Source organism: Nostoc sp. C96 (assembly GCF_059384975.1).
Map to the genome: position 1 here is coordinate 6291466 of NZ_CM182020.1, position 24282 is coordinate 6315747.

Genomic DNA, 24282 nt, shown 5'->3' on the forward strand with positions numbered 1-24282 from the left:
ACTCTTATAGTTTACGTCCTAATCTTTCTGGCTATGGCTATACATTTTTAACAAGTCATGAACCTTTATCGTTTCGTAATTTCTTAGAAGAGTCAACGGTTAAAAGTCATAAATTACCTTGTCTTAAACTATACCAAGTTTACGACTATTTTATTGAATCTGCGGGAATGGGTTTCGCTTCTCGTCCTAATTTACAAAGATGGGTAGAGGTTCAAGATTTAATTAATGATGCTAAACGATTAGAAGAAGATAGTCTCAGGGTACTCAAAACTATTGGGATTTTGAACCTGATTACGGTGACAAGTTCCATGCGGGCGACTAGAACTTTAGTATCTTTGGCAATGTGCGATCGCCCGTCGCCAGAAGAAATGAATTATTGGCAAGAAATTATTGATAAACTGTTAAAACAAAACCTGATTACGCATCGTCGTCAACTAGATGAATTGCGGATTTGGCAAGGTTCTGATTTTAATGTTGATAGCGAGTTAAGTTTATATATAGAACAAGAGCGATCGCCTTTAGTTAAACTATTATCTATACATTGTCCTCTTAAACCTTTAGTCGCTCAACGTCACAGTTATAAAACGGGGACTTTGCGTTATTTTGAACGCCATTATTTAGATAATTCTCAAGATTTAAATCAATTACATTGTAGTAGTGTCGATGCAGATGGTTTAGTTGGATATTGGGTAGATGATGAAGTTCCGAGTGCTGTTCCTGAAACAACTAGCGATGGAAAACCATTAGTTATTTTGAGTGCAGCTAACTTAGATATATTGCGAATTCGGACTCTGGAATTTGTAGCTTTAAGTAATATCAAAAAAACTGCAAAAGAGTTACAAACTGATGGGGTAGCAAGAAAAGAGGTAAATTATCGCTTACAAGAAGCTGAAGAATTTTTAAACGAAACCCTCAATCACTCCTTTAGCATTGGGGTAAATAAGCAATGTTGGATTCAGGGACAAATCGAAACACTTAACAACATTACTGACTTTAATAGTAAGCTATCGGAGATTTGCGATCGCACTTATCATCACAGTCCCATTTTATGGAATGAATTAATCAACCGCCGCGATTTAACCTCCCAAGGGGCGAAGGCTAGACGGGAATTGATTCAAGCGATGTTAGAACATCAGCATGAAGAAAGATTGGGCTTAGAAGGATATGGCCCGGAAGTGAGTATGTATTATTCTCTGTTAGAGGAAACAGGGATACATCGTCAAGAAGATGAAGACTGGGACTTTTACCCACCATCGGAAAATTCTGGTTTAAATTCTCTGTGGGAAGCCGTTGAAGATTTTTGTCTAGCAGCGACAGAAAAAAGCCAAAGTTTTGATTTACTCTATCAACATTTATCAGCACCGCCTTATGGGGTAAAACAGGGTGCAGTTCCCGTAATTTTAGCGGCTGTATTGCTGTATCACGCTGATGATTTGGGGCTGTATCAAGACGGGACATTTATTCCGGTATTGGGAACAGAACATTTTGAATTATTAGTGAAATATCCCGAACGGTTTGCAGTTAAGTATTTTGCAGTCGTGGGATTAAGGGCGGAAGTTTTCAAAGAATTAGAAGCAATTTTACGCAATCCGCAGTTAAAAAATTTGGGAAAAGTGCGTAACGCCACCCTATTAACAGTGGTGACTCCACTTTATCAATTTGTCAAGAAACTGCCTAAATATACTAAGCAAACCAAAAATCTTGCAACAGAACCAAGAGCCATTTTAAAAGCATTACAAACCACTGTCGAACCCGACGAATTATTATTTAAAGCTTTACCCGCAGCTTGTAATTTACCTGCAATTTGAACGGAAGCTGGGGATGATGGGATAACGGCGAGAACTTTACGGACTAAATTAGTTCATGCTTTGAGAGATATTCATACAGCTTACGATCAATTATTGAGTGATTGTCAAAAACTGATTTATCAAGCCTTTGGGGTGAGAAGTCCAGAAACAAAATTGCGGGAAGACTTGCGAGTGAGGGCAAATTATTTAGCAGAAAAATGTATTGAACCTTTACTCAAACGCTTTATTAGGGCTGCATCGGATGAAACTAAAACTGATGCTCAATGGTTAGAAGCTTTGGTGATGATTGTAGCAGATAAACCGGCGGAATCTTGGAGTGATGATGATGCAGTTGCCTTTGAGATGAAATTAGCAGATTTGGTGCGACGGTTCACGAATTTGGAAGCTTTGCAAAAAGAAGTCGCCGCCAAAGGGGAAGGTTTTGAAGCGCGACGCATTACCATCACTCGTCCTGATGGGAATGATATCAATCGAATGGTATGGGTAGATCATAAGAGAGAGTCGCAAGTTGAAAAGATTGTTGACGAAATTTTAGCAAAATTACCTGATGATCAACAGTTAAGACAGGCGATTTTAGCAATGTTGAGTGAACGCATTTTAAATCCTGATTTACCTGAGACGGTGGCGCAAATTGGCGATAAGGGAAATGATGAAATAGCGGGGAAAAATGCCGGTTAATGGAAGCATTATGATGAGAAAGAGAACCTAGTAACAGTAGTTATGAATCTTCTAGCCTTAACAAGTTTACATAAGCTGTCTCTTCATGTTCTAGTTGAACAAGCTGAGTCAGGAAATTTTATCGCCTCAGTTCCAGAGTTACCTGATTGTATGGTGGAAGCTGAAACTCGTGATATGGCGATCGCATCTGTACAGGAGCAAGTTCAGGCTAAACTGGCAAATATGGAAGTGCTGACGCTAGAAGTAACCAATAATCCCTGGACAGATTTTATTGGGATTTTTGAGGGAGATGAAGAGTTTGCACAACTAGCGCAGGAACTTCGTGATGAACGTGAGTTAGATATAAGTAATAATGTATGAGCCTTTGGGTATTGGACACAGATCATGTTTCGTTACTACTAGAACGACATCCACAGGTAAGCCGTCGAGTGGCTGAATTAGGTTCACAGGTAGCGATTTCTATTGTGACAGTTCAGGAATTATTTAATGGTTGGGTAGTACGAATCAATGCGGCGCGAGATGTTGAAGATATTGTGCGGTTATATGGTAAGTTGAGCCGGACAGTTACTTTATTCGGACGGGTGAGAGTGTTAGATTTTGATCAAAAAGCAGGTGAAATGTTTCAGCAATTGCTAACAGAAAATCCAACTTTATAGAAACAGCGATTGCAAAAGGATATGAGAATTGCAGCAATTGTCTTGAGCAATAATGCAGTCGTAGTGACGCGCAACTATCGAGATTTTTCTCAAGTCCCTGATTTAAAAATTGAGGATTGGTCACAACAGGATAAATAAAACAAATTACCCTTGCATAACTTCCTGAAATGCTTCAAGCCACTCCATATCCCGTGTATGGACGTTTGTATGGTGGTTGTAAACCAAACACAATATCTTGTTGGTTTTAGCTTCTCGTCGCAGTGAGGCGGGGATCTCAAAGTATTTGCTATACCATGAAAAACTTTTCAAGGTTCATGACTTGGAAATCAAGTTCACAACTCGTGAATCAAGTTTTGTAACTCGAAAATCTAATTTACGACTTGTGAATCTAATTTACGACTCGAAAATCTAATTTACGACTCGTAAATCTAATTTATGACTCGCGAATTTAATTTACGACTCGTGAATTTAATTTACGATTTATTTATCAACTACACGAGCCGTAAATCAATATTAAAACTCGTAAATTAATCTTTTTTAGCTTATCTCTCTATATTTTTGATGTGTAATCGTGTTATTTTGCCGAATTTGGACAATGCGATCGCTTAACTATCCACTGTAGGCGATCAGCTACGCTGGGCGGTTACGCCATCGCCTAAAATCTCTATAAGTTAGTATGTGGAGTGCATCAGTATGAATAAATTCTTGGTATAGCTAGGTTTTTTCACACTGAATTGCAGTATAAAAGCATAATTGAATATTTACTAAAATGCTAGTAATCTCAGTGATATTACTAAATATCTTAATAAATCGTCTAAAAATGCTACACATTATCTTTACACATTTGCTAAAATATTAGCACGATTAATATAGTTGCCTAAGCGCACTAAAAAACCAGCATGGTGGAGAAAAGAACTAGACACATATTGGGGCTTTCTGGGGGAAAGGATAGCACGGCTTTAGCAGTGTTACTGCATAGGGAAATTCCAGAGATGGAATACTTTTTTTGTGATACCCATAAGGAATTACCGGAAACTTACGATTATCTTGACCGCATTAAGGCACGTCTGGGGATTAAAATTCATTATCTCAGTGATAAACGCGGTTTTGACCATTGGTTAGCGATTCATGATGGTTTATTACCTTCTCCCCAAATGCGGTGGTGTACGGTGAAGATGAAAATTAAGCCGTTGGAGGATTTTGTGGGGGATGATGAGGCTATTAGTTACATTGGTATCCGTGCTGATGAAAACCGTGAGGGTTATATCTCCACTAAACCGAATATTACACCTGTGTTTCCGTTTAAGGAAAGGGGTTTAGTTAAGGCTGATATTATTCGGCTTTTAGAAGAAAGTGGTATTGGACTCCCTGACTATTATCGCTGGCGCAGTCGTTCTGGGTGTTTTTTCTGTTTCTTCCAACGCAAGAATGAATGGGTAATGTTGGCGCAGGAACATCCTGATTTATTTCAAAAGGCTGTTGAGTATGAATCTAATCATGCTGATGGTCGTACCTATACTTGGACTGATGGGGAAAGTTTATTGCAGCTTCTAGCACGCAAGGATGAAATTATTGCTCAGCATGACAAGTTAATGGCTAAAGAGAAAAATCTAGTTCTAACATTCAATTTAAATTAAATATGTATGATTTACCAATTTGTGATAGTTTAAATATTTCAGTATTAGCAGGATTATTTGATTCAACCACTAACTCTTATAAATACCTTTATTTTTTATCATTACTAGATATTTTAAAAAGAAAAAATTTTGATAATTTATCAACAATCTATTTCCGGGAAATTATTGTTGAGATGTTAGCCAATGCTTGGTATGCTCACAATTATTTTAAACTCTCTTTTGGAACACAAGACCAAATTGCTAATAAATTAGATGCTCTTAAAATTGAAATTACAGAACCGATTTTAAAGTTTAGAGATACCGACAAAAAGCTTTTACGTAATACTATTAATAATCAAAATCTTGATGATATCGTTATTTCTGTTAATCGTTATGTTTCTTATCGCTTAATTCGTCCTTTCTTTTCTCAAGAAACGAGAGGGTTAAAAGATTATGATGTTAATCCTAATATTATTAATTTAGCCAATAATCAATTTAATACTAAAAATCCTTTATATCGCTTTAACGCTGAAGACCAAAGAAATTGCAATGCCATTATTTTACATCCTGAGTGGATTCAATATTTAGAGAAAAATTACACAATAGTTAGGGGTTGGGCTTCTTGGGAATGGTTGAATTATATGCAGCAGAGAAACCCCAGCACCCCTAATGTAGTTAATAAATTATTTATGCCACAAGAGAGAGATTCTCTAGGTAATCAAACTAAATATTGGAAAACCATTTTAGAACATCGAGAAATTGAATGTATTTATTCTAAAATTAAATTAAATAAGGATGAAATTTCTTTAGATCATTATTTACCTTGGTCTTTTGTAGCTCATGATCAATTATGGAATTTAATTCCGACTACAAAATCTGTTAATTCTTCTAAATCTAATAATTTACCCTCAGAAGCATATTTCCGTGATTTTGTATCATTACAGCATTTAGGCTTAACTATTTATAAGCAAAATGTTTCTCAAACAAAATGGTTCAATGATATTGAATCTTTTGTGGCGGAGTTGAAAGTTGATAAACCAGATGATTTATTAAATTTAGAAATTCTCATGAATGTTTATACAAAAACTATCCAACCTTTAATTTCTTTAGCAACTCTGCAAGGTTTTAGCCCTAATTGGGTTTATACCTGAAAGTCTTAATTTTGAATTTTGAATTTTGAATTTTGAATTGGTATTAGACATTCCCCCCTATATCCTCAATCGGTTAGCCGCAGACGAACAACGCAACCTCCGCATCATCCTAGAACTAGAAGCCCTCGCCCCACATCATCAACGCATCATCGTGTTTAATACCTCCGTCGAACACGCCAAACTCATCGCTTCCATCTTGCGTTTACGCGGCTTCCATGCTGATGCTGTCACAGGGGAAACCCCCAAATCGGAACGAGAACGGCTGATTCACAGCTTTAAAGATCCAACAAACCCAAACCAAGATTTTATGTAACTACGGCGTATTAACCACTGGTTTCGACGCACCCAAAACCAGTGCTGCTGTTATCGCCCGTCCTACCAAATCCCTTGTCCTCTACAGCCAAATGGTAGGACGCGCCATCAGAGGAATCAAAGCTGGGGGTAATGCTACCGCCGAAATAGTCACCGTTGTCGATAGCCAACTCCCTGGTTTTGGTTCAGTCTCATCAGCTTTTCACAATTGGGAAGACGTTTGGAGGAAAACCCATGAATAACGCCCATGATATCGTTCCGACACACCTCGCAGTCCAAGCCATGCGCGACAACGGTTATAAAAACGCCGCCTACGCCTTAGCCGAATTAATGGATAATGCCATTCAAGCTGGTGCATCGCAAGTAGAGTTACTTTGTGGGGAACGGAAAGAACAGGGGGAAGTGAGGAGGCGATCGCGCATTGAACAAATCGCCGTGTTAGATAATGGTTGTGGGATGGATGCGAATGTCTTACGTCTCGCCCTGCAATTTGGTAACGGTACATATTTAGATGAAGACAAACACACCGGAATCGGTCGTTTTGGCATGGGTTTACCTTCCTCTTCTATTTCCCAGTGTCAGAGAGTCGATGTCTGGTCATGGCAAAATGGCATAGATAATGCACTGCATAGTTACCTTGATTTAGATGAAATTAAAAATCAACGACTAACGGAAGTACCAGAACCTACACCTAAAGCAATTCCCACAACTTGGACAAGAATTGGTCAACAATTTGGCGAAAGTGGCACATTAGTAGTATGGTCAAACATCGACCGTTGTATTTGGCGCACAGGCAAAGCAATTATTGATAATTCTGAATTTTTCATTGGTAGAATGTACCGCAAATTTCTGAATGACGGTACAGTCAAAATCCGCATGGTAGCCTTTGATTTAGATGCTTTATATAGCCTGATTTTAGAAAAATATGCCCTACCCAATGACCCTGGTTATTTAATAGAAAAAACTTCCTGTCCCGCCCCATTTGATAATCAAGCTATGTTCCGTCCTTGGGAAGGCGATACATCTTATGAAGCTACTTATAAAATTAATTTTAAAGACCAAGAACATGATGTAAAAATACGTTTCTCTTACGCCAAAGAAGAAGCCCGCCAAGCCGAACCCGGAAAAAACCCTGGTAGTTTACCACACGGACAACACGCAGCTAAAAATGTTGGTGTTTCCGTTGTGCGCGCAGGAAGAGAATTAGAACTAGACCAAAATTTAGTGAATAATTACGACCCGACAGAAAGATGGTGGGGAATTGAAATTGAATTTAATCCTTTACTTGATGATATTTTTGGCGTTACCAATAACAAACAATCAGCCCGAAATTTTGGTGAGATTTTACAACTAGATATTGAGTCTTTATTAGAAGAAGGAAAAACAGTTACTCAATTAAAAGAAGAATTACTCCAAGATGAAGATCCAAAACTGCCTTTATTAGAATTAGCCCATAAAATCAGCAGTCAACTCAGTTTAATTCGTCGCTTAATTAAAAATCAAACAAAAGGTACTCGTACCGCCACTGAAAAACGCCATGACCCTTATAAACCTGAGAAAGTAGCAACTACTGTAACTCAAGAACGTAAATCACAAGGTTATAAAGGTCAAAGTGATGCAGATGAAAAATTACCCAAAGAAGAACGCAAACAAGTAATTAAAGAAACTCTCAAAGAAGAAGGAGTGACGGAAACTAAAGCCGAATTATTAGCCGCCACAACAGTAAATGATGGCTTGAAATATACCTTTGTTGAAGCACCGCTTGATACTCCTGCTTTCTTCTCCGTTAAACCCAGAGGTGGAGCAATTATTGTGACATTAAATACTAATCATCCAGCTTATCAAAACTTAGTTGAAATCTTAGAAGAGGATGTCGATAAAGCCGATATAGATACTTTACGTTCTAGGTTAGTTAATTCTTTGGATGGGTTAAAGTTACTCTTGATGGCATGGGCAAGATATGAAGATGAACAGCCAGAGGGTAAATTTAAAGATAATGCTCAAGATACCCGCATTGATTGGGGGAGGGTTGCTAGGAGGTTTTTAGAGAATGAGTAGCGAAGTGATAAAATAATGTCTAATGAACCACAAGATGACCCGTTTTTTACAGAACTCTGTCAAGAATACACATCCTCAGAAATCGCAGAAATTGAAAAATACTTAACAGAGTGGGATAAAGCAAGTTATATCAGCGTTTCCCATAACATTTTAGATCATGCTGCCAGAAAAGAAATTGACCCGTTAAAATTACTTCGTAAAGCACATAATTTTAACAAAAAAGGAGCAATAAGAGTACCTAAAACAGGTTATCGTCAAGATAATTCAGCCGTTTATCGTAAAGGAAATGAATATCTAATTGTGCGTCCAGATAAATTTGGAACTGAGAAAATAGTTACCTATGGAGTGAACGATGACTAATACTACTCTGACTAATCAAAATCCTGAACTAACTAAAAATTATATCATTCAACTGTTAGCTCAGTTAACAATTGACTACCAAAATACTAAATTAGAAAGACAGGCGATCGCTCATCAATTCCCTGTATCAGAAACAGAATTTACATTATTAGAAGAAATTGAACTATTAACTACAGATATTCGCGGTTATGGCAGTCAGATTAAAGCCAGAGGGTATATAGAAAATCCGCAACAAGCAATTGAACAATTAAAACAAAAACGAGTGTTTGATGTTCCGAGTATTTCCCAATTGTATTTGCGTAACTCTCATGAATACGGAAATATTAAATCATACCTAAGAATGTTAGATTATTTAAGATTATTAATTTTAGAATATTTAACTCCTCAGTAAAAGAGATTAAATTAAGAATTTGGATACACGCATTTGTATCTAGGAGGTAGGCCATTGAATCTCCTCCCGATTCTCAAAGGGAAGCTGTTCTGGTATTTCAAGGGGTTCACCTTCCCAACTACCTATGACATTTTCTAAAAACCTATGAGAATACCCTAATTCTTCGGGTGTTTTGGTTGTAGTTTGTGAGGGTTCTGGACTCACAGGTTGGAAGACAATTATTACATCTAATTCTTGGTTAGCAATCTCAGGTGGAAGCTGGATTTGCAAAATTCCATCATTACCGATATGTGTTCTAATCTTTATGCTTTCCATAACCTGACTCGCTAACTAGAATCCGATAACCCTATAATATCGAAACCATGCTTTATTAGGGTGATTAAATCTCATGCTCCAGACGCAGAGGCGCAGAGAGTTAAGAGAGTTGTTATGATAATTCTCTGCGTTCCTCTGCCTTAAAAAATGACCAACATAATCTACCTAGACTACCACTCAACTACTCCCGTTGACCCCAGAGTAGCCGAGAAGGTCATGTACTATATGACTACCGCCTTTGGTAACGCTAATAGTGTAGATCATGATTATGGTAATGCAGCCGCAAAAGCAGTTAAACAAGCACGTCAACAAATAGCAGACTTAATTAACGCCTCACCCAAAGAAATTATCTTTACATCCGGCGCAACAGAAAGCATTAATTTAGTAATTCAAGGACAAATTGCACAACAAAATACCCCCGCCAAAATCATTGTTTCCCCAGTGGAACACAAAGCTGTTATAGATACCTGCAAAGCCTTAGTTAAAAAAGGACTGGCGGAAATTATTTGGTTAAAAGTCAATCAACAAGCACAGATTGATTTAGAACATCTGGAAAAAGTCTGTGCTGATGGTGCGGCTTTACTCTGTATGATGGCGGCTAACAATGAAGTCGGGACAATTTACCCCATCAAGAAAATTAGTGCGATCGCATCCTCCTACAATATCCCTTTTTTATGCGACGCATCCCAAGCCGTGGGCAAAATTCCCCTCAATTTCCAAGACTGGGGGATTACCTATCTGGCGATTTCAGCACATAAACTCTACGCACCTAAAGGCGTGGGTGTATTAGTAGTCAGAAAAAATCATCCTCTCCCACCAATGATTTACGGTGGGGGACATCAACAGGGACTCAGATCAGGTACACTCAACGTCCCCGGAATCGTCGGTTTGGGGGAGGCTTGCAGATTGAGAGGGTTGGAGATGGAAACAGATGAAAAGGCGATCGCACTTTTACGAGATCAGCTACAAAACCAACTCCAAGCCGCAATTCCCGATTTAGTGGTGAATGGAGACTTAAACAACCGTTTATCAGGTAATTTACATATTTCCATCCCTGATATTTCTAATACTGCCATCATTGCACGACTTCGCCAGCAATTAGCAATTTCCACAGGTGCGGCTTGTTCATCAGGTGTTGTCGCACCTTCTCATGTTTTACAAGCAATGCACCTTTCAGAAAATATCATTGAGGGAGCGTTAAGAATTGGCGTTGGAAAATTTACCACTAAAGAAGAAATTGAAAAGGCAACTTTTATACTGATAAATGCAATCCATCAAATCCATCAACTTCAGCAAAGGGAGTTATGATCTTCCCTGCTAATTACATATCTTGCTGATATGTGGTTAATAATGCTGGGATGTGATCATAGCCATCAACACCAATAATTGCCATGATTTTAGAACGGTGTTGTTGTAACATACTTTGAAATGCTTCTTTGCCTATTTGACCTTGCAAAATTGTTAATAACCCTGCTGGCTGTTTCCATTCATTAGAAGCAATCTGCTCTAAAAGATACATTCCCAAACCACCAGTATAAATGGCTTTTTCGGCATTTTGTAGTTGATAATAAGCTTCAGCTAAATATGCTAAATTTCGTCCTTGAAGATATAAGTCTCCACAAGTTTGTGCTGTTTTAAAACCATCTTCTAAATATTTAATCGCAGTTGGCGCTTCATCAATCACAAGATAGGCAATGCCTAAACTACTCAAACACAAGGCTTTACTTTGGATATCTCCTAATTTATCTAATAACTTTAAACCTTGTTCTAAATAATTAATTGGCATCTCATAGCTTTCTGGTTCAATTTGTTCTAATTGTTGCGCCTGCATAACTTCACTATAACCAAGATTGACCAAAGCGTTGGCTTCACCTGTGCGATCGCCTGCTTGCCGACTCAAGATTAACGCTCGTTGGCTATAATTAATCGCCTCGCCATAATCTTTTTCCTGCACATAGGTGCGGCTAAGGTGGTTGAGATTGGCAATTTCACAGGGGCGATCGCCTGCATATCGGGCTATTTCTAATGCTTGCTGATGAAAATTAATTGAGCGTTGATATTGTCCTAAAGCTCGCTGTGAATAACCCAATAAAGTCAAAATTCGGGCTTTTTCTTGGGTTCCCTCAACTTGGCGTAACGGTTCATCTAAATAATCTAAGGCGTTGCGTAAATAACTACCCGAAAAAGAAGCGAATATTCCACCATACAGGGGAAAATATACCCGCTGGGCAAAGTTCCGCAGAATTTGCAGCATGACTAGGGAACCACCCTCACCATAGATAGCCGCAGTGTTACCAAAACCACTCGCTAACTGACTCCAAATTACGGCAAAGGTCAAAAACGTCGAAATCGATAATTTTGAGCCTGCTTGCACATTATATGGTTGTTGGTCAAACCAACTCACTAACCCACGTTGCAAATACTGTAATATCAACGCCATTTCTACCCAGTCACTCAAGGTAAGACGGCGTTGTTGTTGGGCAAATTCAATTGCCGATTGTTCCAAAGCTAAACTGCGAAACAGTGCTTGGGGGAACTCACTGTTAACTTTTTTTGCCCAAATTGCCCAAGGGCCATTTTCTCCCGGTACGCCGCCAAATCCTAATTCTCGATTTTGCTCATACATCCAACTAATCAAGTGGTCTTGGAGTTTTTGCCAACCCGCCAAACCACGTATGATGCCTTGTGAGATTTGTTCAATATCAGTATCTAATTGAGCAAATTGTTGTAAGCCTTTGGCTAACTGGTGTAATTGTGATGAATTGAATGGTTGTTTTTGATTGGGGTCAGTGAAACGCAAGAAGGTAGCGAGGCGTTCATCTGCGGAAGCGGTGGTAATTTCTCGAACTGCCAAGGCGATCGCTTCTATGGCTTTATTCTGTTCCCAATAACGTTGCCATTGGTTTTGAATTGTTTTAATGGCTCTAAGACTGCGGTTAGCCTTAGCTTTTCTGAGTTCATCCTTTTCGCTGTCTACCTGACTTTGGATGTTACTCAAGCGATCGCTCAACGCTAACTCAAATATTTCCCCTGTACCAGATGTTATATTTTTTTGCAACATTTGGTACACCATCTCCACCGAGCTAATTTTGCCCTGGAGGGTGAGTTGCACAATTTCGTCAATTAAAGCGAGGTAGCGATCGCGCAATGGCAGAGAGTCTGACACTTTGGCTATGGGATAACTTTACATTAATTTCCATTCTAATGTTAGTGGAGAAAGTAGGAACTTTAATTGCATGAAAAGAGCGATCGCACAAATAAAAAAAGGTAGGAAGCCCTACCTTATACCCAAAAAAAAGCATTTTGTAACCAAATACAGCATTTAATATCACATACAGTTGTGACGACCATATTGCGAACACACGACGATGGTGTGAATAATTTTATCTTGTGGCTGTTTGCACTAACTTGCCATCTTCCATCTGTACAATGCGATCGGCAATGTCTAAAATCCGATGGTCGTGAGTCACCATCAAGATGGTACAGCCTTGTTCTTTAGCGAGTTTTTGCATCAGGTTAACTACATCTCGACCGGATTGGCTATCAAGGGCGGCTGTTGGTTCATCGGCTAAGACAATTTTGGGATAACTCACCAAAGCGCGGGCGATCGCTACTCGTTGTTTTTGTCCGCCTGAGAGTTTATCAGGATAGTAATGCAGGTGATTTCCCAAACCAACCTGTTCTAGCATCAAGATTGAGCGCGTTTGGATTTCTTGGTGACTAATATGTGGGTGTAATTCTAAACCGATTTTGACATTCTGCACTGCCGTCAAACTACCATGCAGGTTGTGTGCTTGAAAAATATAACCGTTATGGCGGCGTGTCTGCACTAATTGTTCGGCTGTACCGCCGCAAAGTTCTTTTCCTAAAACCTGCAAGCTGCCAAATTGTGGAGAGCGCAACCCACCGACTAAAGTTAATAAAGTAGTTTTACCAGAACCAGAAGGGCCTGTCAAAATAATAATTTCGCCAGCGTTAATTTCTAAGTTGATTTTAAACAAGACTTGCTTACGTAACTGTCCATAACCAAAATAATGGTTGAGATTATGGATAGAAATAATAGGTTTGTTTGTCATAAGTAATGTGTGGGGTTCAAATCATCGACTTCTTCAAAAAATCGGTGACTTAGTTATCACGAATGATTGAGGATTGCTATACAAAAACGATACTAAAATTGAAAAATATATTGCTGCTCTTTGTACAAAGAATATGAACGCTAATACCGTCAGTTTATCTGCTCCACTCGAATTAAATATTGACTTAACTGACGAACAATTTTTTCAGCTTTGTCAAAATAATCGTGACTTGAGATTCGAGCGTACAGCTACAGGGGAATTAATTATTATGCCACCGACAGGAAGTGAAACTGGTTACTACAATGCCGATCTAACTTATCAGTTAAGAGCTTGGAGTCGTCAGAATCAGCTAGGAAAATCTTTTGACTCTTCTGCTGGTTTCAAACTTCCTAACGGTGCAGAACGTTCTCCTGATGCGTCTTGGGTGAAAATAGAACGGTGGAACGCTTTGACTCAAGCCGAAAAAGAAAGATTTGCGCCGTTGTGTCCTGATTTTGTAGTTGAATTAATGTCTAAGAGTGATTCCCTAGAAAAGACACGCGCCAAAATGAGGGAATATATGGATAATAGTGCAAGACTAGGATGGTTAATTAATCGTCAACAGCAGCAAGTAGAAATTTATCGCCCCAATCAAGAAGTTGAAATTTTGTCAAGTCCGCAAACTTTATCAGGAGAGGATGTTTTACCAGGCTTTGTTTTAGATTTGACAGAAATATTTTAAAACATATCCGCAGGGTCAGCAGACTGGAGTTTACGAGTAGCGATCGCCCCAGAAATTGCACACATCATAAAAGTGAGAATTATGACTTGTAATCCCCGCATTAAAGTCATATACATTGGTAGATTTGTCGCCGCGCGAGTTAGTTGATAAAGTCCCAAGGATACCCCTACACCGGGGATAAAACCTAGTAATGCTAAAATTAATGCCTCTTCAAAAACTACACTGAGTAAATAGTAATTGCGATAACCAATAGCTTTAAAGGTGGCATATTCCCGAATATGGGCATTAACATCAGTCGAAAGAACTTGGTAAACAATAATTACTCCCACAACAAACCCCATTGATACACCCAGACTAAAAATAAATCCAATGGGTGAATTTGTTCGCCAAAAGTTATTTTCAAATTCAATAAATTCAGCATGAGTTAACACCTTGACATCATCTCTCAGGTGTGATTTCAAAGCCATTGCCACCTGTTTTGCATCATAGCCAGGTTTGACTTTAATTAAACCTAAACTGATACTACTAGACTGTCGTCGGGGAAATATCCGCAAAAAGTTCTGATCGCTAGTCATCAAGCTACCATCTGCCCCAAATGATGCACCAACTTGGAATAATCCACTAATTCTAATAGTGCGTCGTTCCATTTCTGTAGTGAGGATTTTACCTTGATCAATTTGGGCGATCGCTTTTTGGTAATCACCTCTCGCACCACGGTCAAATAGTACGTTATCAGGTAAAGCAATGGTTTGTAATTGTTGGTTGACATCGGGTAAATCAAAGGCTGGCTTATTGGGATTGAACCCAATTACTAACACCCCTGTTTCGCGTCGAGTTTGGGGATTCTTCCAAATACTGTTACTAAAATAAACTGGTTCGGCTGACTTTACGCCAGGTACATCCATCGCTTGATACAAGCGTCGCCGCGAAAACGAAGACATACTTTGTAAGTTACGGGCTTGAGGGCTGAGTAACACAATATCTGCTTGTAAACTGCGATGCAGTCTTGTATTACTGTCATATAGTGCAGTCTCAAAGCCAAGCTGCATAAACATCAGCACATCAGCAAAAGCAATGCCTGATAATGCTACCAACAGCCGACTTTTTTCATGACTCAATTGCAGCCATCCTAAAGGTGTGCGTCGCTGCATTTGTTTGAAAAGCCACATCATCATAAAGAAATAGTATTTTTTTGACCAATGAAAAACAGTAATCAAAGTTGAATCACTACTTTGACTTGCAAATTGCTGAGAGTGGCTGCTTTTTGGCAGGATGCTTGATCTAGTCGGATATGGACTTCTACTACTCGGTTATCAATATTACTCAGAGGGTCGGTATTAACTAAATTTTGTCGCCGCACTTGCAAGCCTTTACGTTCTACTGTCCCTTGCAATTCAATTGGCAAAAAATCACCGACTATTTGCACTTTTTGTCCTGGGCTGACTTTACCAATATCGCTTTCGTAAACTTCCGCGACAACATACATCTGGCTGGTTTGTCCAATATCCGCAATGCCATCATTGCCAATTAATTCTCCTGGCTGGGCGTGAATTTCAATGACTTGACCATCTTGGCGCGATCGCACGTAAGCTTGTTGTAAATTTACCTTAGCCCGATTCATTGTGGCGATCGCCCGATTAATTTCGGCTTGGGCTGCTTCGACATCAACTTTTGGCACATCGGTAATTTGGTCTAGTGTGGCTGTGGCTTCTTTAAGTTGTTGTTGACTAGATGCTTGAATGCGTTTTAACTGGGTTTGGGCTTCTTGGAGAGTTTTTTGAGTAGTTTCTAAATTTAAGCGTTTGCTATCTCGTTGGGAAACCGAAATTGCACCTTCTTTAAACAGAATTTGATAACGATTGTTTTCAATTACAGCGTTTTCGACTTCAGCTTGTAAACGGGAAACAGTTAATGCTTGGGAAGCAATATTGCCTTGGCGTTCTGCTGCTAGACTGGCAATTTTCGCCGTTTGGGCAACAGCTTCGCCACGTTTTGCCCCTGCTTGGATACGATTTAAATTCGCTTGGGCAACTTTTACTTGTTCTTGTGCTTCTTTAAATGCTGCCTCTAAGCGATCGCGATTATCTAAAATGGCAATTACTTGTCCTGCTTTTACCTTATCCCCTTCATTAATTAACAATTGTTCGACTCGACTAACTTCTGTTGATGTCGCAGCGGAAAGTTTTATCAGTTTTCCCTTCGGTTCGATGCGCCCCAAAGCTGTGACTGTTTTGATTTCAGGTAACAATACGACTGGAATTTGCGCTCTTTGATTAGCCGTTTCCCGAAATTTTAATACAGTAAAAATACTGCTACCAATTACGGTTAAAGATACAATAGTGGCTATAAAAAAGGGGGGACGGAAAATTGACTGACGAGATATCGGCCTGCCTAGCTTTGAGTTCTGCACGATAGCATACCTTTGAAACCATTCCAAATTGGTTGATTCAAATTCGGGAGAAATCGAGTTCTGGTGAATGTCTTAACCTAGTACAGGTCAGCATAAATAAACAGACCATCTGGAATTGCTAAAAGGCATGTGATAGCACTATTCTTTCTTTTTCCTTTTGACCTTTTACTTTTGCCTTGTTGTACTAGTTCTGATGTAGATGCTCAACGGTTATGAGAGAGCAATGAAGCGGGAAATACAAAACTAAACCGTATAGTTATATAATTAGGATTATACTAAACCGAGTAGTTTAGTCAAGCGATCGCCGAAAAGTATTTACTATTTAAGAGCATTGCCAGAAAGGCTTCCGACTCAAGTGTTACAGCTACAGAAATTCTTAAGACATATCTTGCGCCTAGCTCCGACGAATGGAATTCGCACGCCAGTGCGTTGGGCGGTTTTGCCGACTTGTTCGCGTAGCGTCTCCGATGAGGAGAAGCAACTGGCGCGCGACTTTAGTCGTTAGGTGCAAGATGTGAATTAAGACAGATGACAAAATAAGGAATATTAAACAATGGCACGCCCAAAAGTCGGGGAAATTGACCGTTCAAATTCAACCGAAAAAATAGAAAAGATTCTCCAAGGGGCAATGCAAGAGTTTCTTGCCCACGGCTACGCGGCTACGAGTATGGATAAAGTCGCAGAAGCCGCCAGCGTTTCTAAAGCCACAGTATATAGCCATTTTCAAGATAAAGAAGGGTTATTCCGGGCATTAATCGAAAAGCTGGCCAGAAAGCGGTTTCATTCGATTTTAGGGACGCAACCCCTCCACGGAGAACCTTACATTGTATTGCGGCGGTTAGCCAAAACAGCATTAGACCAGATGGTGAATGACCAAGAATATCAAGCATTTGAAAGGCTGTTGATGGGAGAGTCAGCCCGTTTTCCCGAACTGGCGCAGGTATTTATTGCTAGTATTGCCAAACCTGCAATTGAGACTATCAGTAAATATTTAGCCTCTTGTTCCGAATTGAACATCCCTGATCCGGAAGCCACAGCCAGGATACTCATTGGTTCATTAGTACATTTTGTGATGACACAAGAGATTATGCACGGTAAGAATATTATGCCAATGGAGAGCGATCGCCTCATCGATGCTTTAACCCACCTGATTGTCAATTGTGCTGATTAACAGCGTCTAATTTCCATAAACCCAGAACTGGATTTTTCCCTATGTAAACAGGCGATAAATTATAGTTAATTTTCAGATATTTGTATAACTTTCTTGATGGATAAAATAAAAATAAATTCTCTTTCGTTTTCGGAATAACCAAATCTTGAGGCTGAGTAGCTAACTGAAAATTCACATCGGACTTAAGTATATGAGTTAATCCTAAAATATAAGGAAATTTAGCATCACTTATTACTACAGAATCAGAAGTTTGATTGATGACAACACCAACTTGATCCAACCTTAAATTATTTGCCGCACCTTTATTCCACCAAATTCCAGCCGGAGAGATAATTACACAAGATACAACACCACAAGAAATTATAAAAATAGTAATTAATCTCCAGATTGTTTGCCATTTTAGACTCTGAATCAAGACTAATTTACTAGCTAATAAATAAGCTATTACCAGTTGAATTCCTAAAAATGAAGGTATCAGATATCGAATAACTCCCGAACTTCTACTGCCAAAGATAATATCAGGAATTATTAATGCTATCGCTGTTGTAAAAATCAATGTTAGTATAAATAGCCATGTAGTTTTAGGAGTTGAACGACAAAGATAGTACAATCCATAGCCAATCAAAATGAGAAATCCCAAAGTAAATGGTATCAACCAAACGATTACTTTAATTGATGTATTTTCGTTAATAATTATCCAATCTAAAAAAATTCGGGTAATATTCAGCAGCCACTTCCCAATTAAAGCTGGTAAACTAGTCTTTTCTATCAACCAATCTAATCGCTGAATTCTGCCAGATGTTTTACCTTGGTAAATAACTATTAGCCAAGGAGCAAAAGTTATAATTGCTGCTACTAGAGATAATAAATACGCAATTAATATCTTAGTTGTTTTGTAACTCTTGATTCCTAATATATAAATTCCATGACCAAGGGCGACAAAGATTGAGAACAAAAATGTGTAAAAACTTATAGTGAGTGTGATTGCATAAATTAACCAACTGAAAAATGATTTTTTTCTTAAAGCTAATAAAAATGAATAATTAGCAATTATAATCGTCAATGTCCACAGACTATATTCTCTAGCTTCCTGGGCATATAATATATGAAATGGCGAGATAGCTATCAGTAAAATAGCAACCCACTTGGTTAAAGGTAATTCAAATAATTCTAGACATAAATAATATATACCAGCTAAAGAAAACACACTAATAATGGCAGATAGGCTTCTAATTGTAGCTACAGAATTACCAAACCAAGCTGACCAAAACCAAGCAAGACAGTAATATAGTGGTGGATGCTGAGAGTCTTCTAAAGCCAGACGAGTAATTGCACTACTAATACCCTGGGCAATATTTATCTGTTGATATTCTTTTAATATGCCAAGATTAACGATTTCACCATGATAAAATTTTTCGATAATATCTAAACTAGAATGACCAGAAAGCCATAATGACGTATAAACTTCGTCTGTCCAATAAACTTTGTGACCAATATTAGCAAACCGAAAGTAAATTCCTAAAAGTACGATAGAAATAACCAGAATTTTCAGCCAGATACAGTCTCTTTTATGATGTGGAATAGCTAGAGTTTTCATTATAAAATCAGTAGGCAAAACATAAATTTTAGTTCTTCCATATCTTGCATCATACCCAATCAGGGTGTACTGTCATAAGTAAGCTATCTCAATTTTTTTGATCAAACAAATGCTAAACAGGCGCATTTATTGATTTCGGTTTCTACCTTATGATCAATTTCTTCTAGCTAAGGCAACTCATCATCAAGACGGTAACGGGAAGACAAACAAAATAAAGCTTCCATAGGCGGAATCACGACTTTGGTTGTAATTTAAGAGCAATCAAGGCTAATTTTTACCAAAATAACTATTGGTAACTATTCCTTTACAGGATTTGATAACTAGCCCCTATAAATCAAATAATTTTAGTAAAAGTCAGTATTTTACTTAACTTTTTGTCATATCACCAATTGCCTTAATTAGCCGTCTGCAATCCAAAGTCCCAATGATTCGTCATTTTTTTTGATGAACAGACATTTGCCTTTTTTGCTGTTCCCCGTTGCTTTTTACCTACTCCTTCCACACGGAGTTCCAGTCATCAAACTGAATTCCTATAATTACTTCGGGCTATTTCACCAATTCTGGAATAGTAGCTTCTAATTTTAAACAATTAGCGCCGTTAACTTGTAATTGGTACTCTACCTTATCCATTAGACGATTCATAATTAGCCATCCATAACCCCCTTCTTGTTTGTCTACAGGATTGGGTGCTAAGTAAGTAGACATATCATAGCCTTCACCATAGTCCCAGATTTCTAGGGAAATGTCTCGGTCTTTGAGTTCCAAACGCAGTAATACTGGTAAATTTGGCTGCTCTTTGTGGGCATGACGTACCACATTAGAGTAGGCTTCTACCAAAGCCAGTCGTAAACGACTGGATTGCCGAGACCAATCAACAGATTCTCCTAGCTTGACTTTCAAGCATCCCAGCAACCAGGCTTCGACGATATTTAAATAATTCAAATCACTTGGTATATGAAGCTCACTTTTCATTACTTATAAAACCTCTAGTGAAAGTATAGTTTGATCGTCTTCTTGAACTTGATTATTTGCTTGGATGCGAGCTAGTAAATGGTTGAGAGAAAGTGGTTGTGGCTCTGTTTGCAGAAGTTGCCAAAGGCCTTCTTGATTCAGCATAGAGTGAGTACCTGCCGAAAAATTACCATCTATTTTTTCGCATTTTAGTAACTCATTTGATACTGTTGCTTCAGTAATCCCATCACTAGCTAACAATAAAGTATCTCCAGAAGAGAGATGTAATCGTCCTGACTGTGCCTGCCAAGTAGGTAAAATACCCAGAGGAATGCCGCGGACTTTCAGATAGTTGGGTTCTTGTGTTGAGGTAGCTTGGCGTGACCATAGCAGAGGATAAATATGCCCGGCATTGGCGTAGACTAGTTCTCCTGTGGTAGGGGTATAACAAGCTAACACAAGAGTAATAAAGCAATTATTACTAATTAAGTCATTACACAGAGCATGATTAAGATTCTGGACAATCACATGGGGTTCGGCTGGTGTTTCTTGAGATAATTCGCGGCGCAATACAGAAATGGCACTAGCCATGAATAAAGCCGCAGGTACACCTTTTCCAGAAACATCACCTACTGCTAACCATAAATCTCCTTTGGGGTGGACGAATACTTCAAAAAAATCGCCTCCCACTTCTCGCGCCGGATAGCAGCAGGCTTGTAGCTTTGCCTCTTTAATATCAGGTAAACTTTGGCGCAGGAGATTATTTTGAATTTGGCGTGCTACTTCCAACTCTGCTCTAATTTGCTCTTGTTTTTCTTGCAGGCGTTGGTAGAGTTTTGCTTGGAAAAGGGCTAAGGCTGCTTGGTCAGCTACACCTGTAATTAATTTAATGTCTTCATCTGGCCAAAGTGCATCTTTTCCCACCTGATAAAGAGCCAGTACAGCTAATAATTGCTGCTGATAGGTAAGAGGTACTACCAGATAGTTACAAGGGTGGCCGTCAAAGGTTTCTTGATTCAGTTGATAGTGACGAGTTTCGACAACTTTTTCAAACAGACTGTGGTCAAAAGCAAAATTTAATATAGAAGAGTTGGCATCTTGATAAGAGAATTTATCTCCAGTCAAGCGATCGCCTTCTACAGGTATCAGCAAGCAACAAGTAGCATCAAATGTTTGTCCAATAGTGGCGACAATTTTTTGCAACATATTGCCATAGTCGAGAGACTCGCGAATTGCTGTCGTCACCTCATTAAATAAAGATTCTCGTCGCAGAGAACGACGCAACTCTTGGGTGCGTTGCTTGACTAAGCGATATGTCTCAGTAGCTTGTTCAACTAGTAACTTTAGCCGTTCAGGATTCCAAGGTTTTGTGATGTATTTGAAAACTTGACCGGAGTTAATTGCATCGACCAAATCTTCAACATCAGTAAAACCAGTCAGAAGAATCCTAATCGTATCGGGAAACCGTTCTACCGTGCGACTGAGAAATTCAGTGCCATTCATTTCTGGCATTCTTTGATCTGAGATGATCACGGCCATCTCACCTTCTTTCTCCAATATGTCCAGCGCACTTAGGGCATGATTGGCTTTAAATACTTGAAAATCTCGCCTAAAAGTGCGGTAGAGTAAATCCAAATTATCTAGCTCATCATCAACAATCATGAGCTTGAGTTTTTCTACCTCTGTCTCAGTCATATTTGACTTTAATTTCCGATACTTGTGTGGCGAGATAGTACAATTTTTATCCCACCCGATGACAACCTACAAAAAAATTAAAAAACTAGCCCTAATCAAGAGAAATCACCTGCTTTGAACTGATAAATTCACTCAAAGTTAGCTTCTTCCTCAATATATTTCAGGGTTTCTACATCCTGAAATCACCTTATCCAACCAACCCAGAACGTAAAGCTCTGACTGCTGCTTGAGTACGGTCATCAGCGCATAGCTTATTTAAAATATTACGGACATGTGTTTTTACAGTCCCAACTGTAATATAAAGTCGTTCAGCTATAACTGCATTGCTACAACCTTCGACAATTAACTGTAACACTTCTAACTCGCGTTCTGTCAGGGTATAAGGGTCAATTATTTCCTCACTTTCCCCAAGACCTTGATTTTGGGGGATATTTTTGTTGTCTGTTGGAACTGTTTCCTGTTTAGGAGAATTTTGTTGTGCCTGTTGTAACACAATTCTGGCGATCGCTGGATCAATCCAAGCGTTGCCATTGTACGTAACTCGTACTGCTTCTAGCAAATTATCAAATTTGATATCTTTCATACAATAAGAGTCTGCTCCAGCTGCAAAAGCTGCAAGTACGGCTTCTTTGTTATCTCGAAGTGTTAAAATTAACACCTTTGTGGCATCTTCTCCTGTGGCAATAGCTTTAATTTCTCTGGTAAGGGCGATACCATCTTTATCGGGTAAACCAATATCGACGATCGCAATATCTGGTTGTAAGATTTTTAACAATTTTAAGCCTTCCGCAGCATTGCCAGCTTCGCCAAGCACTTCAATCTCGTCTTTTTGCTGTAGTGCTGTGCGAATACCAACACGGGTGAGGATCATGATCTTCGATCAAAACAATCCGAATTTTACTCATTATCAACTTCCGCCCGTTAAACTAACTGAACTGTCAAACCGAGTTAATGCAAAAATCTTAGTAGATTGTCGTTGAACAACATTCGTAAAAAGTAAATATAGAAGTTTTGCCTAGATAAGCCTAGTATTTAGTAGTTTTGCTGACTTATTGGGTAATTAATTCCCACTTGAACCTTTCTCTTGAATATGAAATGTCAGGTTATACCTGAGATACAAGTACTGTTGCCAATTAGTTAGATTTTGTTGGATATTTTGACTGGTAAGCAAACTTACTTAGGTTATGTAAAAGCCAACCTCCTTTTTTATGAGTATACTGGTTGATTTACGACAGATTCACATTTTTCAACTACTCATTGTGATAGCTAAAATGCGATCGCTAGTAAAAATTACATGCCAATGAAGGTTCGCTATGAAACATTGCAAATCAATAGAATACCAGAAGGTCTAAACATTAGAAATTTTTATCGCCAAAAATCCTGGTATACATCACAACTTTCTGGTGTACTCTCCTCTGGGAGAAAGGACTGAAGGACTTTTATTGATGTAACTTTCTCACTAATATTTGCCCAAAATTGCCTAGGCGACTGATTAAAATATTTGATAAACTATCGTTCGAGACAATCTGGTGTGATGTGAGGCTAATCAATAGGCTATGTCTAAACCGCCTAAAGTTTTTTCGGTATTAGGAATACCAGTTCATGTCATGAGTAACTATCCAGGCTGGTTGCTAGAATGCCTGCAACACAGCAGAGGTACTCATGTAGTGACGCTGAATGCAGAAATGACAATGCAAGCAGAGCGAAACAGCGCACTAGCCCAGGTAATTCACGATGCTGAGTTAGTGATTCCCGATGGTGCTGGTGTTGTTTTGTATTTGCAGTGGCTTTTCTGGCAAAAAGTTCAGCGTTGTCCAGGAATTGAACTAGCAGAGACATTACTGCGAGAAATTGGACAAAAGCAAAAAGGTGCAAAAGTATTTTTTTACGGCGGCGCACCAGGAGTCGCAGCCAAAGCCGCAGATTTTTGGCAGCAACAAGCCCCAGATTTAAATATAGTTGGTACTCATTCTGGATATCATTCTCCAGAAGAAGAAGCTCAACTACACCAAACTCTCACCCAACTACAGCCTCAAGTAATTTTGGTTGGTTTGGGAGTACCACGTCAAGAATTATGGATTGCCAAAAATCGCCATTTATGCCCTCAAGCAATTTGGATTGGTGTTGGTGGTAGCTTGGATATTTGGTCAGGAAGCAAAACCCGCGCTCCCGCTTGGTTAGGTAATAATAATCTGGAATGGCTGTATCGGTTATATCAAGAACCTTGGCGTTGGCGACGGATGTTAGCTTTACCAGAGTTTGCACTCAAAGCGTTTGTTTACCGCTTGACCGCCAAAAGTGCAGTCTAGAAAATAG

General features: G+C 38.9%; 24 protein-coding genes and 1 pseudogene. 16 read left to right on the forward strand and 9 right to left on the reverse strand.

Annotation, left to right across the window (positions count from 1 at the left end):
* Positions 1-167: 167 nt before the first annotated feature.
* The 11 genes from AC504W_RS26800 to AC504W_RS26850 all read left to right on the forward strand — a co-directional run bounded on the left by AC504W_RS26800 (position 168) and on the right by AC504W_RS26850 (position 9030).
* Positions 168-1808, forward strand: coding sequence for a hypothetical protein (locus AC504W_RS26800; RefSeq protein WP_494875260.1), 1641 nt, complete (start codon positions 168-170; stop codon positions 1806-1808).
* 60 nt (positions 1809-1868) lie between these two features.
* The gene (locus AC504W_RS26805; protein ID WP_494875262.1) at positions 1869-2486 is read left to right on the forward strand and encodes a hypothetical protein; all 618 of its coding nucleotides are present in this window, start codon (positions 1869-1871) and stop codon (positions 2484-2486) included.
* A gap of 42 nt (positions 2487-2528) precedes the next feature.
* On the forward strand, positions 2529-2846 hold the full coding sequence (locus AC504W_RS26810; protein WP_494875264.1) for a type II toxin-antitoxin system HicB family antitoxin: 318 nt from the start codon (positions 2529-2531) through the stop codon (positions 2844-2846).
* A complete protein-coding gene (locus AC504W_RS26815) occupies positions 2843-3142 on the forward strand; it encodes a PIN domain-containing protein (protein ID WP_494875266.1) in 300 nt (99 codons plus the stop codon). The genes AC504W_RS26810 and AC504W_RS26815 overlap by 4 nt, the downstream gene beginning before the upstream one ends.
* Positions 3143-4041: 899 nt before the next feature.
* On the forward strand, positions 4042-4779 hold the full coding sequence (locus AC504W_RS26820) for a phosphoadenosine phosphosulfate reductase family protein (RefSeq protein ID WP_494875268.1): 738 nt from the start codon (positions 4042-4044) through the stop codon (positions 4777-4779).
* A gap of 2 nt (positions 4780-4781) precedes the next feature.
* Complete coding sequence (locus tag AC504W_RS26825; RefSeq protein WP_494875270.1) at positions 4782-5909, forward strand: HNH endonuclease domain-containing protein; 1128 nt, start codon at positions 4782-4784, stop codon at positions 5907-5909.
* Between the two features lie 25 nt (positions 5910-5934).
* On the forward strand, positions 5935-6222 hold the full coding sequence (locus tag AC504W_RS26830) for a helicase-related protein (protein WP_494879486.1): 288 nt from the start codon (positions 5935-5937) through the stop codon (positions 6220-6222).
* A gap of 91 nt (positions 6223-6313) precedes the next feature.
* A complete protein-coding gene (locus AC504W_RS26835) occupies positions 6314-6463 on the forward strand; it encodes a hypothetical protein (protein ID WP_494879488.1) in 150 nt (49 codons plus the stop codon).
* On the forward strand, positions 6456-8279 hold the full coding sequence (locus AC504W_RS26840) for an ATP-binding protein (RefSeq protein ID WP_494875274.1): 1824 nt from the start codon (positions 6456-6458) through the stop codon (positions 8277-8279). Before AC504W_RS26835 ends, AC504W_RS26840 begins: the two co-directional genes overlap by 8 nt.
* 15 nt (positions 8280-8294) lie before the next feature.
* Complete coding sequence (locus tag AC504W_RS26845) at positions 8295-8639, forward strand: hypothetical protein (protein ID WP_494875276.1); 345 nt, start codon at positions 8295-8297, stop codon at positions 8637-8639.
* A complete protein-coding gene (locus AC504W_RS26850; protein ID WP_494875278.1) occupies positions 8632-9030 on the forward strand; it encodes a hypothetical protein in 399 nt (132 codons plus the stop codon). Before AC504W_RS26845 ends, AC504W_RS26850 begins: the two co-directional genes overlap by 8 nt.
* 39 nt (positions 9031-9069) lie before the next feature.
* Here the strand turns inward: AC504W_RS26850 and AC504W_RS26855 are convergent, their stop codons facing one another.
* Entirely contained in the window at positions 9070-9345 is a 276-nt protein-coding gene (locus AC504W_RS26855; protein ID WP_494879490.1) for a hypothetical protein, read from the reverse strand.
* Between the two features lie 147 nt (positions 9346-9492).
* On the opposite strand from AC504W_RS26855, the gene AC504W_RS26860 reads away from it, so the two are divergent.
* The gene (locus tag AC504W_RS26860; RefSeq protein ID WP_494875282.1) at positions 9493-10653 is read left to right on the forward strand and encodes a cysteine desulfurase family protein; all 1161 of its coding nucleotides are present in this window, start codon (positions 9493-9495) and stop codon (positions 10651-10653) included.
* 13 nt (positions 10654-10666) lie between these two features.
* Here the strand turns inward: AC504W_RS26860 and AC504W_RS26865 are convergent, their stop codons facing one another.
* Together AC504W_RS26865 and AC504W_RS26870 are read right to left on the reverse strand one after the other, a co-directional pair.
* The gene (locus AC504W_RS26865; RefSeq protein ID WP_494875284.1) at positions 10667-12511 is read right to left on the reverse strand and encodes a tetratricopeptide repeat protein; all 1845 of its coding nucleotides are present in this window, start codon (positions 12509-12511) and stop codon (positions 10667-10669) included.
* Between the two features lie 217 nt (positions 12512-12728).
* Positions 12729-13421, reverse strand: coding sequence for a DevA family ABC transporter ATP-binding protein (locus AC504W_RS26870; protein ID WP_494875286.1), 693 nt, complete (start codon positions 13419-13421; stop codon positions 12729-12731).
* 133 nt (positions 13422-13554) lie between these two features.
* Here AC504W_RS26870 and AC504W_RS26875 point away from each other — a divergent pair, with 133 nt between their 5' ends.
* Positions 13555-14142: a Uma2 family endonuclease gene (locus AC504W_RS26875; RefSeq protein WP_494875287.1), complete on the forward strand. Its 588-nt coding sequence runs from the start codon at positions 13555-13557 to the stop codon at positions 14140-14142.
* Here AC504W_RS26875 and devC read toward each other — a convergent pair.
* Together devC and AC504W_RS26885 are read right to left on the reverse strand one after the other, a co-directional pair.
* Positions 14139-15314, reverse strand: coding sequence for an ABC transporter permease DevC (gene devC / locus AC504W_RS26880; protein ID WP_494878786.1), 1176 nt, complete (start codon positions 15312-15314; stop codon positions 14139-14141). The two genes, AC504W_RS26875 and devC, sit on opposite strands and share 4 nt — an antisense overlap.
* Positions 15315-15355: 41 nt before the next feature.
* Complete coding sequence (locus tag AC504W_RS26885; protein WP_494875288.1) at positions 15356-16552, reverse strand: ABC exporter membrane fusion protein; 1197 nt, start codon at positions 16550-16552, stop codon at positions 15356-15358.
* A 331-nt stretch (positions 16553-16883) separates the two neighbouring features.
* On the opposite strand from AC504W_RS26885, the gene AC504W_RS26890 reads away from it, so the two are divergent.
* Both AC504W_RS26890 and AC504W_RS26895 read left to right on the forward strand, forming a co-directional pair.
* On the forward strand, positions 16884-17057 hold the full coding sequence (locus AC504W_RS26890; protein WP_494875289.1) for a hypothetical protein: 174 nt from the start codon (positions 16884-16886) through the stop codon (positions 17055-17057).
* Between the two features lie 48 nt (positions 17058-17105).
* Positions 17106-17723, forward strand: a complete 618-nt coding sequence (locus tag AC504W_RS26895; RefSeq protein WP_494875290.1) for a TetR/AcrR family transcriptional regulator — start codon at positions 17106-17108, stop codon at positions 17721-17723.
* On the opposite strand, the gene AC504W_RS26900 is transcribed toward AC504W_RS26895, so the two are convergent.
* From AC504W_RS26900 to AC504W_RS26915, 4 genes and pseudogenes are all read right to left on the reverse strand, one after another.
* The gene (locus AC504W_RS26900; protein ID WP_494875291.1) at positions 17707-19320 is read right to left on the reverse strand and encodes a glycosyltransferase family 39 protein; all 1614 of its coding nucleotides are present in this window, start codon (positions 19318-19320) and stop codon (positions 17707-17709) included. The two genes, AC504W_RS26895 and AC504W_RS26900, sit on opposite strands and share 17 nt — an antisense overlap.
* 546 nt (positions 19321-19866) lie before the next feature.
* The gene (locus tag AC504W_RS26905) at positions 19867-20292 is read right to left on the reverse strand and encodes an ATP-binding protein (RefSeq protein ID WP_096581573.1); all 426 of its coding nucleotides are present in this window, start codon (positions 20290-20292) and stop codon (positions 19867-19869) included.
* 3 nt (positions 20293-20295) lie between these two features.
* The gene (locus AC504W_RS26910) at positions 20296-21966 is read right to left on the reverse strand and encodes a SpoIIE family protein phosphatase (protein WP_494875292.1); all 1671 of its coding nucleotides are present in this window, start codon (positions 21964-21966) and stop codon (positions 20296-20298) included.
* Between the two features lie 187 nt (positions 21967-22153).
* Positions 22154-22871 (reverse strand): annotated as a pseudogene (locus AC504W_RS26915) (response regulator transcription factor).
* Between the two features lie 651 nt (positions 22872-23522).
* Here AC504W_RS26915 and AC504W_RS26920 point away from each other — a divergent pair.
* A complete protein-coding gene (locus AC504W_RS26920) occupies positions 23523-24275 on the forward strand; it encodes a WecB/TagA/CpsF family glycosyltransferase (RefSeq protein WP_494875295.1) in 753 nt (250 codons plus the stop codon).
* Positions 24276-24282: the final 7 nt, after the last annotated feature.

What these genes read in the sequence shown, in the direction of transcription:
- AC504W_RS26835 (WP_494879488.1), top strand. Translation starts at nt 6,314, where the DNA reads ATGGTAGGACGCGCCATCAGAGGAATCAAAGCTGGGGGTAATGCTACC.
- AC504W_RS26850 (WP_494875278.1), top strand. Translation starts at nt 8,632, where the DNA reads ATGACTAATACTACTCTGACTAATCAAAATCCTGAACTAACTAAAAAT.
- AC504W_RS26920 (WP_494875295.1), top strand. Translation starts at nt 23,523, where the DNA reads ATGTCTAAACCGCCTAAAGTTTTTTCGGTATTAGGAATACCAGTTCAT.
- devC (WP_494878786.1), bottom strand. Translation starts at nt 15,314, where the DNA reads ATGATGTGGCTTTTCAAACAAATGCAGCGACGCACACCTTTAGGATGG.
- AC504W_RS26800 (WP_494875260.1), top strand. Translation starts at nt 168, where the DNA reads ATGGGTTTCGCTTCTCGTCCTAATTTACAAAGATGGGTAGAGGTTCAA.
- AC504W_RS26870 (WP_494875286.1), bottom strand. Translation starts at nt 13,421, where the DNA reads ATGACAAACAAACCTATTATTTCTATCCATAATCTCAACCATTATTTT.
- AC504W_RS26820 (WP_494875268.1), top strand. Translation starts at nt 4,042, where the DNA reads ATGGTGGAGAAAAGAACTAGACACATATTGGGGCTTTCTGGGGGAAAG.
- AC504W_RS26855 (WP_494879490.1), bottom strand. Translation starts at nt 9,345, where the DNA reads ATGGAAAGCATAAAGATTAGAACACATATCGGTAATGATGGAATTTTG.
- AC504W_RS26810 (WP_494875264.1), top strand. Translation starts at nt 2,529, where the DNA reads ATGAATCTTCTAGCCTTAACAAGTTTACATAAGCTGTCTCTTCATGTT.
- AC504W_RS26840 (WP_494875274.1), top strand. Translation starts at nt 6,456, where the DNA reads ATGAATAACGCCCATGATATCGTTCCGACACACCTCGCAGTCCAAGCC.
- AC504W_RS26845 (WP_494875276.1), top strand. Translation starts at nt 8,295, where the DNA reads ATGTCTAATGAACCACAAGATGACCCGTTTTTTACAGAACTCTGTCAA.
- AC504W_RS26825 (WP_494875270.1), top strand. Translation starts at nt 4,782, where the DNA reads ATGTATGATTTACCAATTTGTGATAGTTTAAATATTTCAGTATTAGCA.
- AC504W_RS26875 (WP_494875287.1), top strand. Translation starts at nt 13,555, where the DNA reads ATGAACGCTAATACCGTCAGTTTATCTGCTCCACTCGAATTAAATATT.
- AC504W_RS26905 (WP_096581573.1), bottom strand. Translation starts at nt 20,292, where the DNA reads ATGAAAAGTGAGCTTCATATACCAAGTGATTTGAATTATTTAAATATC.
- AC504W_RS26895 (WP_494875290.1), top strand. Translation starts at nt 17,106, where the DNA reads ATGGCACGCCCAAAAGTCGGGGAAATTGACCGTTCAAATTCAACCGAA.
- AC504W_RS26910 (WP_494875292.1), bottom strand. Translation starts at nt 21,966, where the DNA reads ATGACTGAGACAGAGGTAGAAAAACTCAAGCTCATGATTGTTGATGAT.
- AC504W_RS26860 (WP_494875282.1), top strand. Translation starts at nt 9,493, where the DNA reads ATGACCAACATAATCTACCTAGACTACCACTCAACTACTCCCGTTGAC.
- AC504W_RS26900 (WP_494875291.1), bottom strand. Translation starts at nt 19,320, where the DNA reads ATGAAAACTCTAGCTATTCCACATCATAAAAGAGACTGTATCTGGCTG.
- AC504W_RS26815 (WP_494875266.1), top strand. Translation starts at nt 2,843, where the DNA reads ATGAGCCTTTGGGTATTGGACACAGATCATGTTTCGTTACTACTAGAA.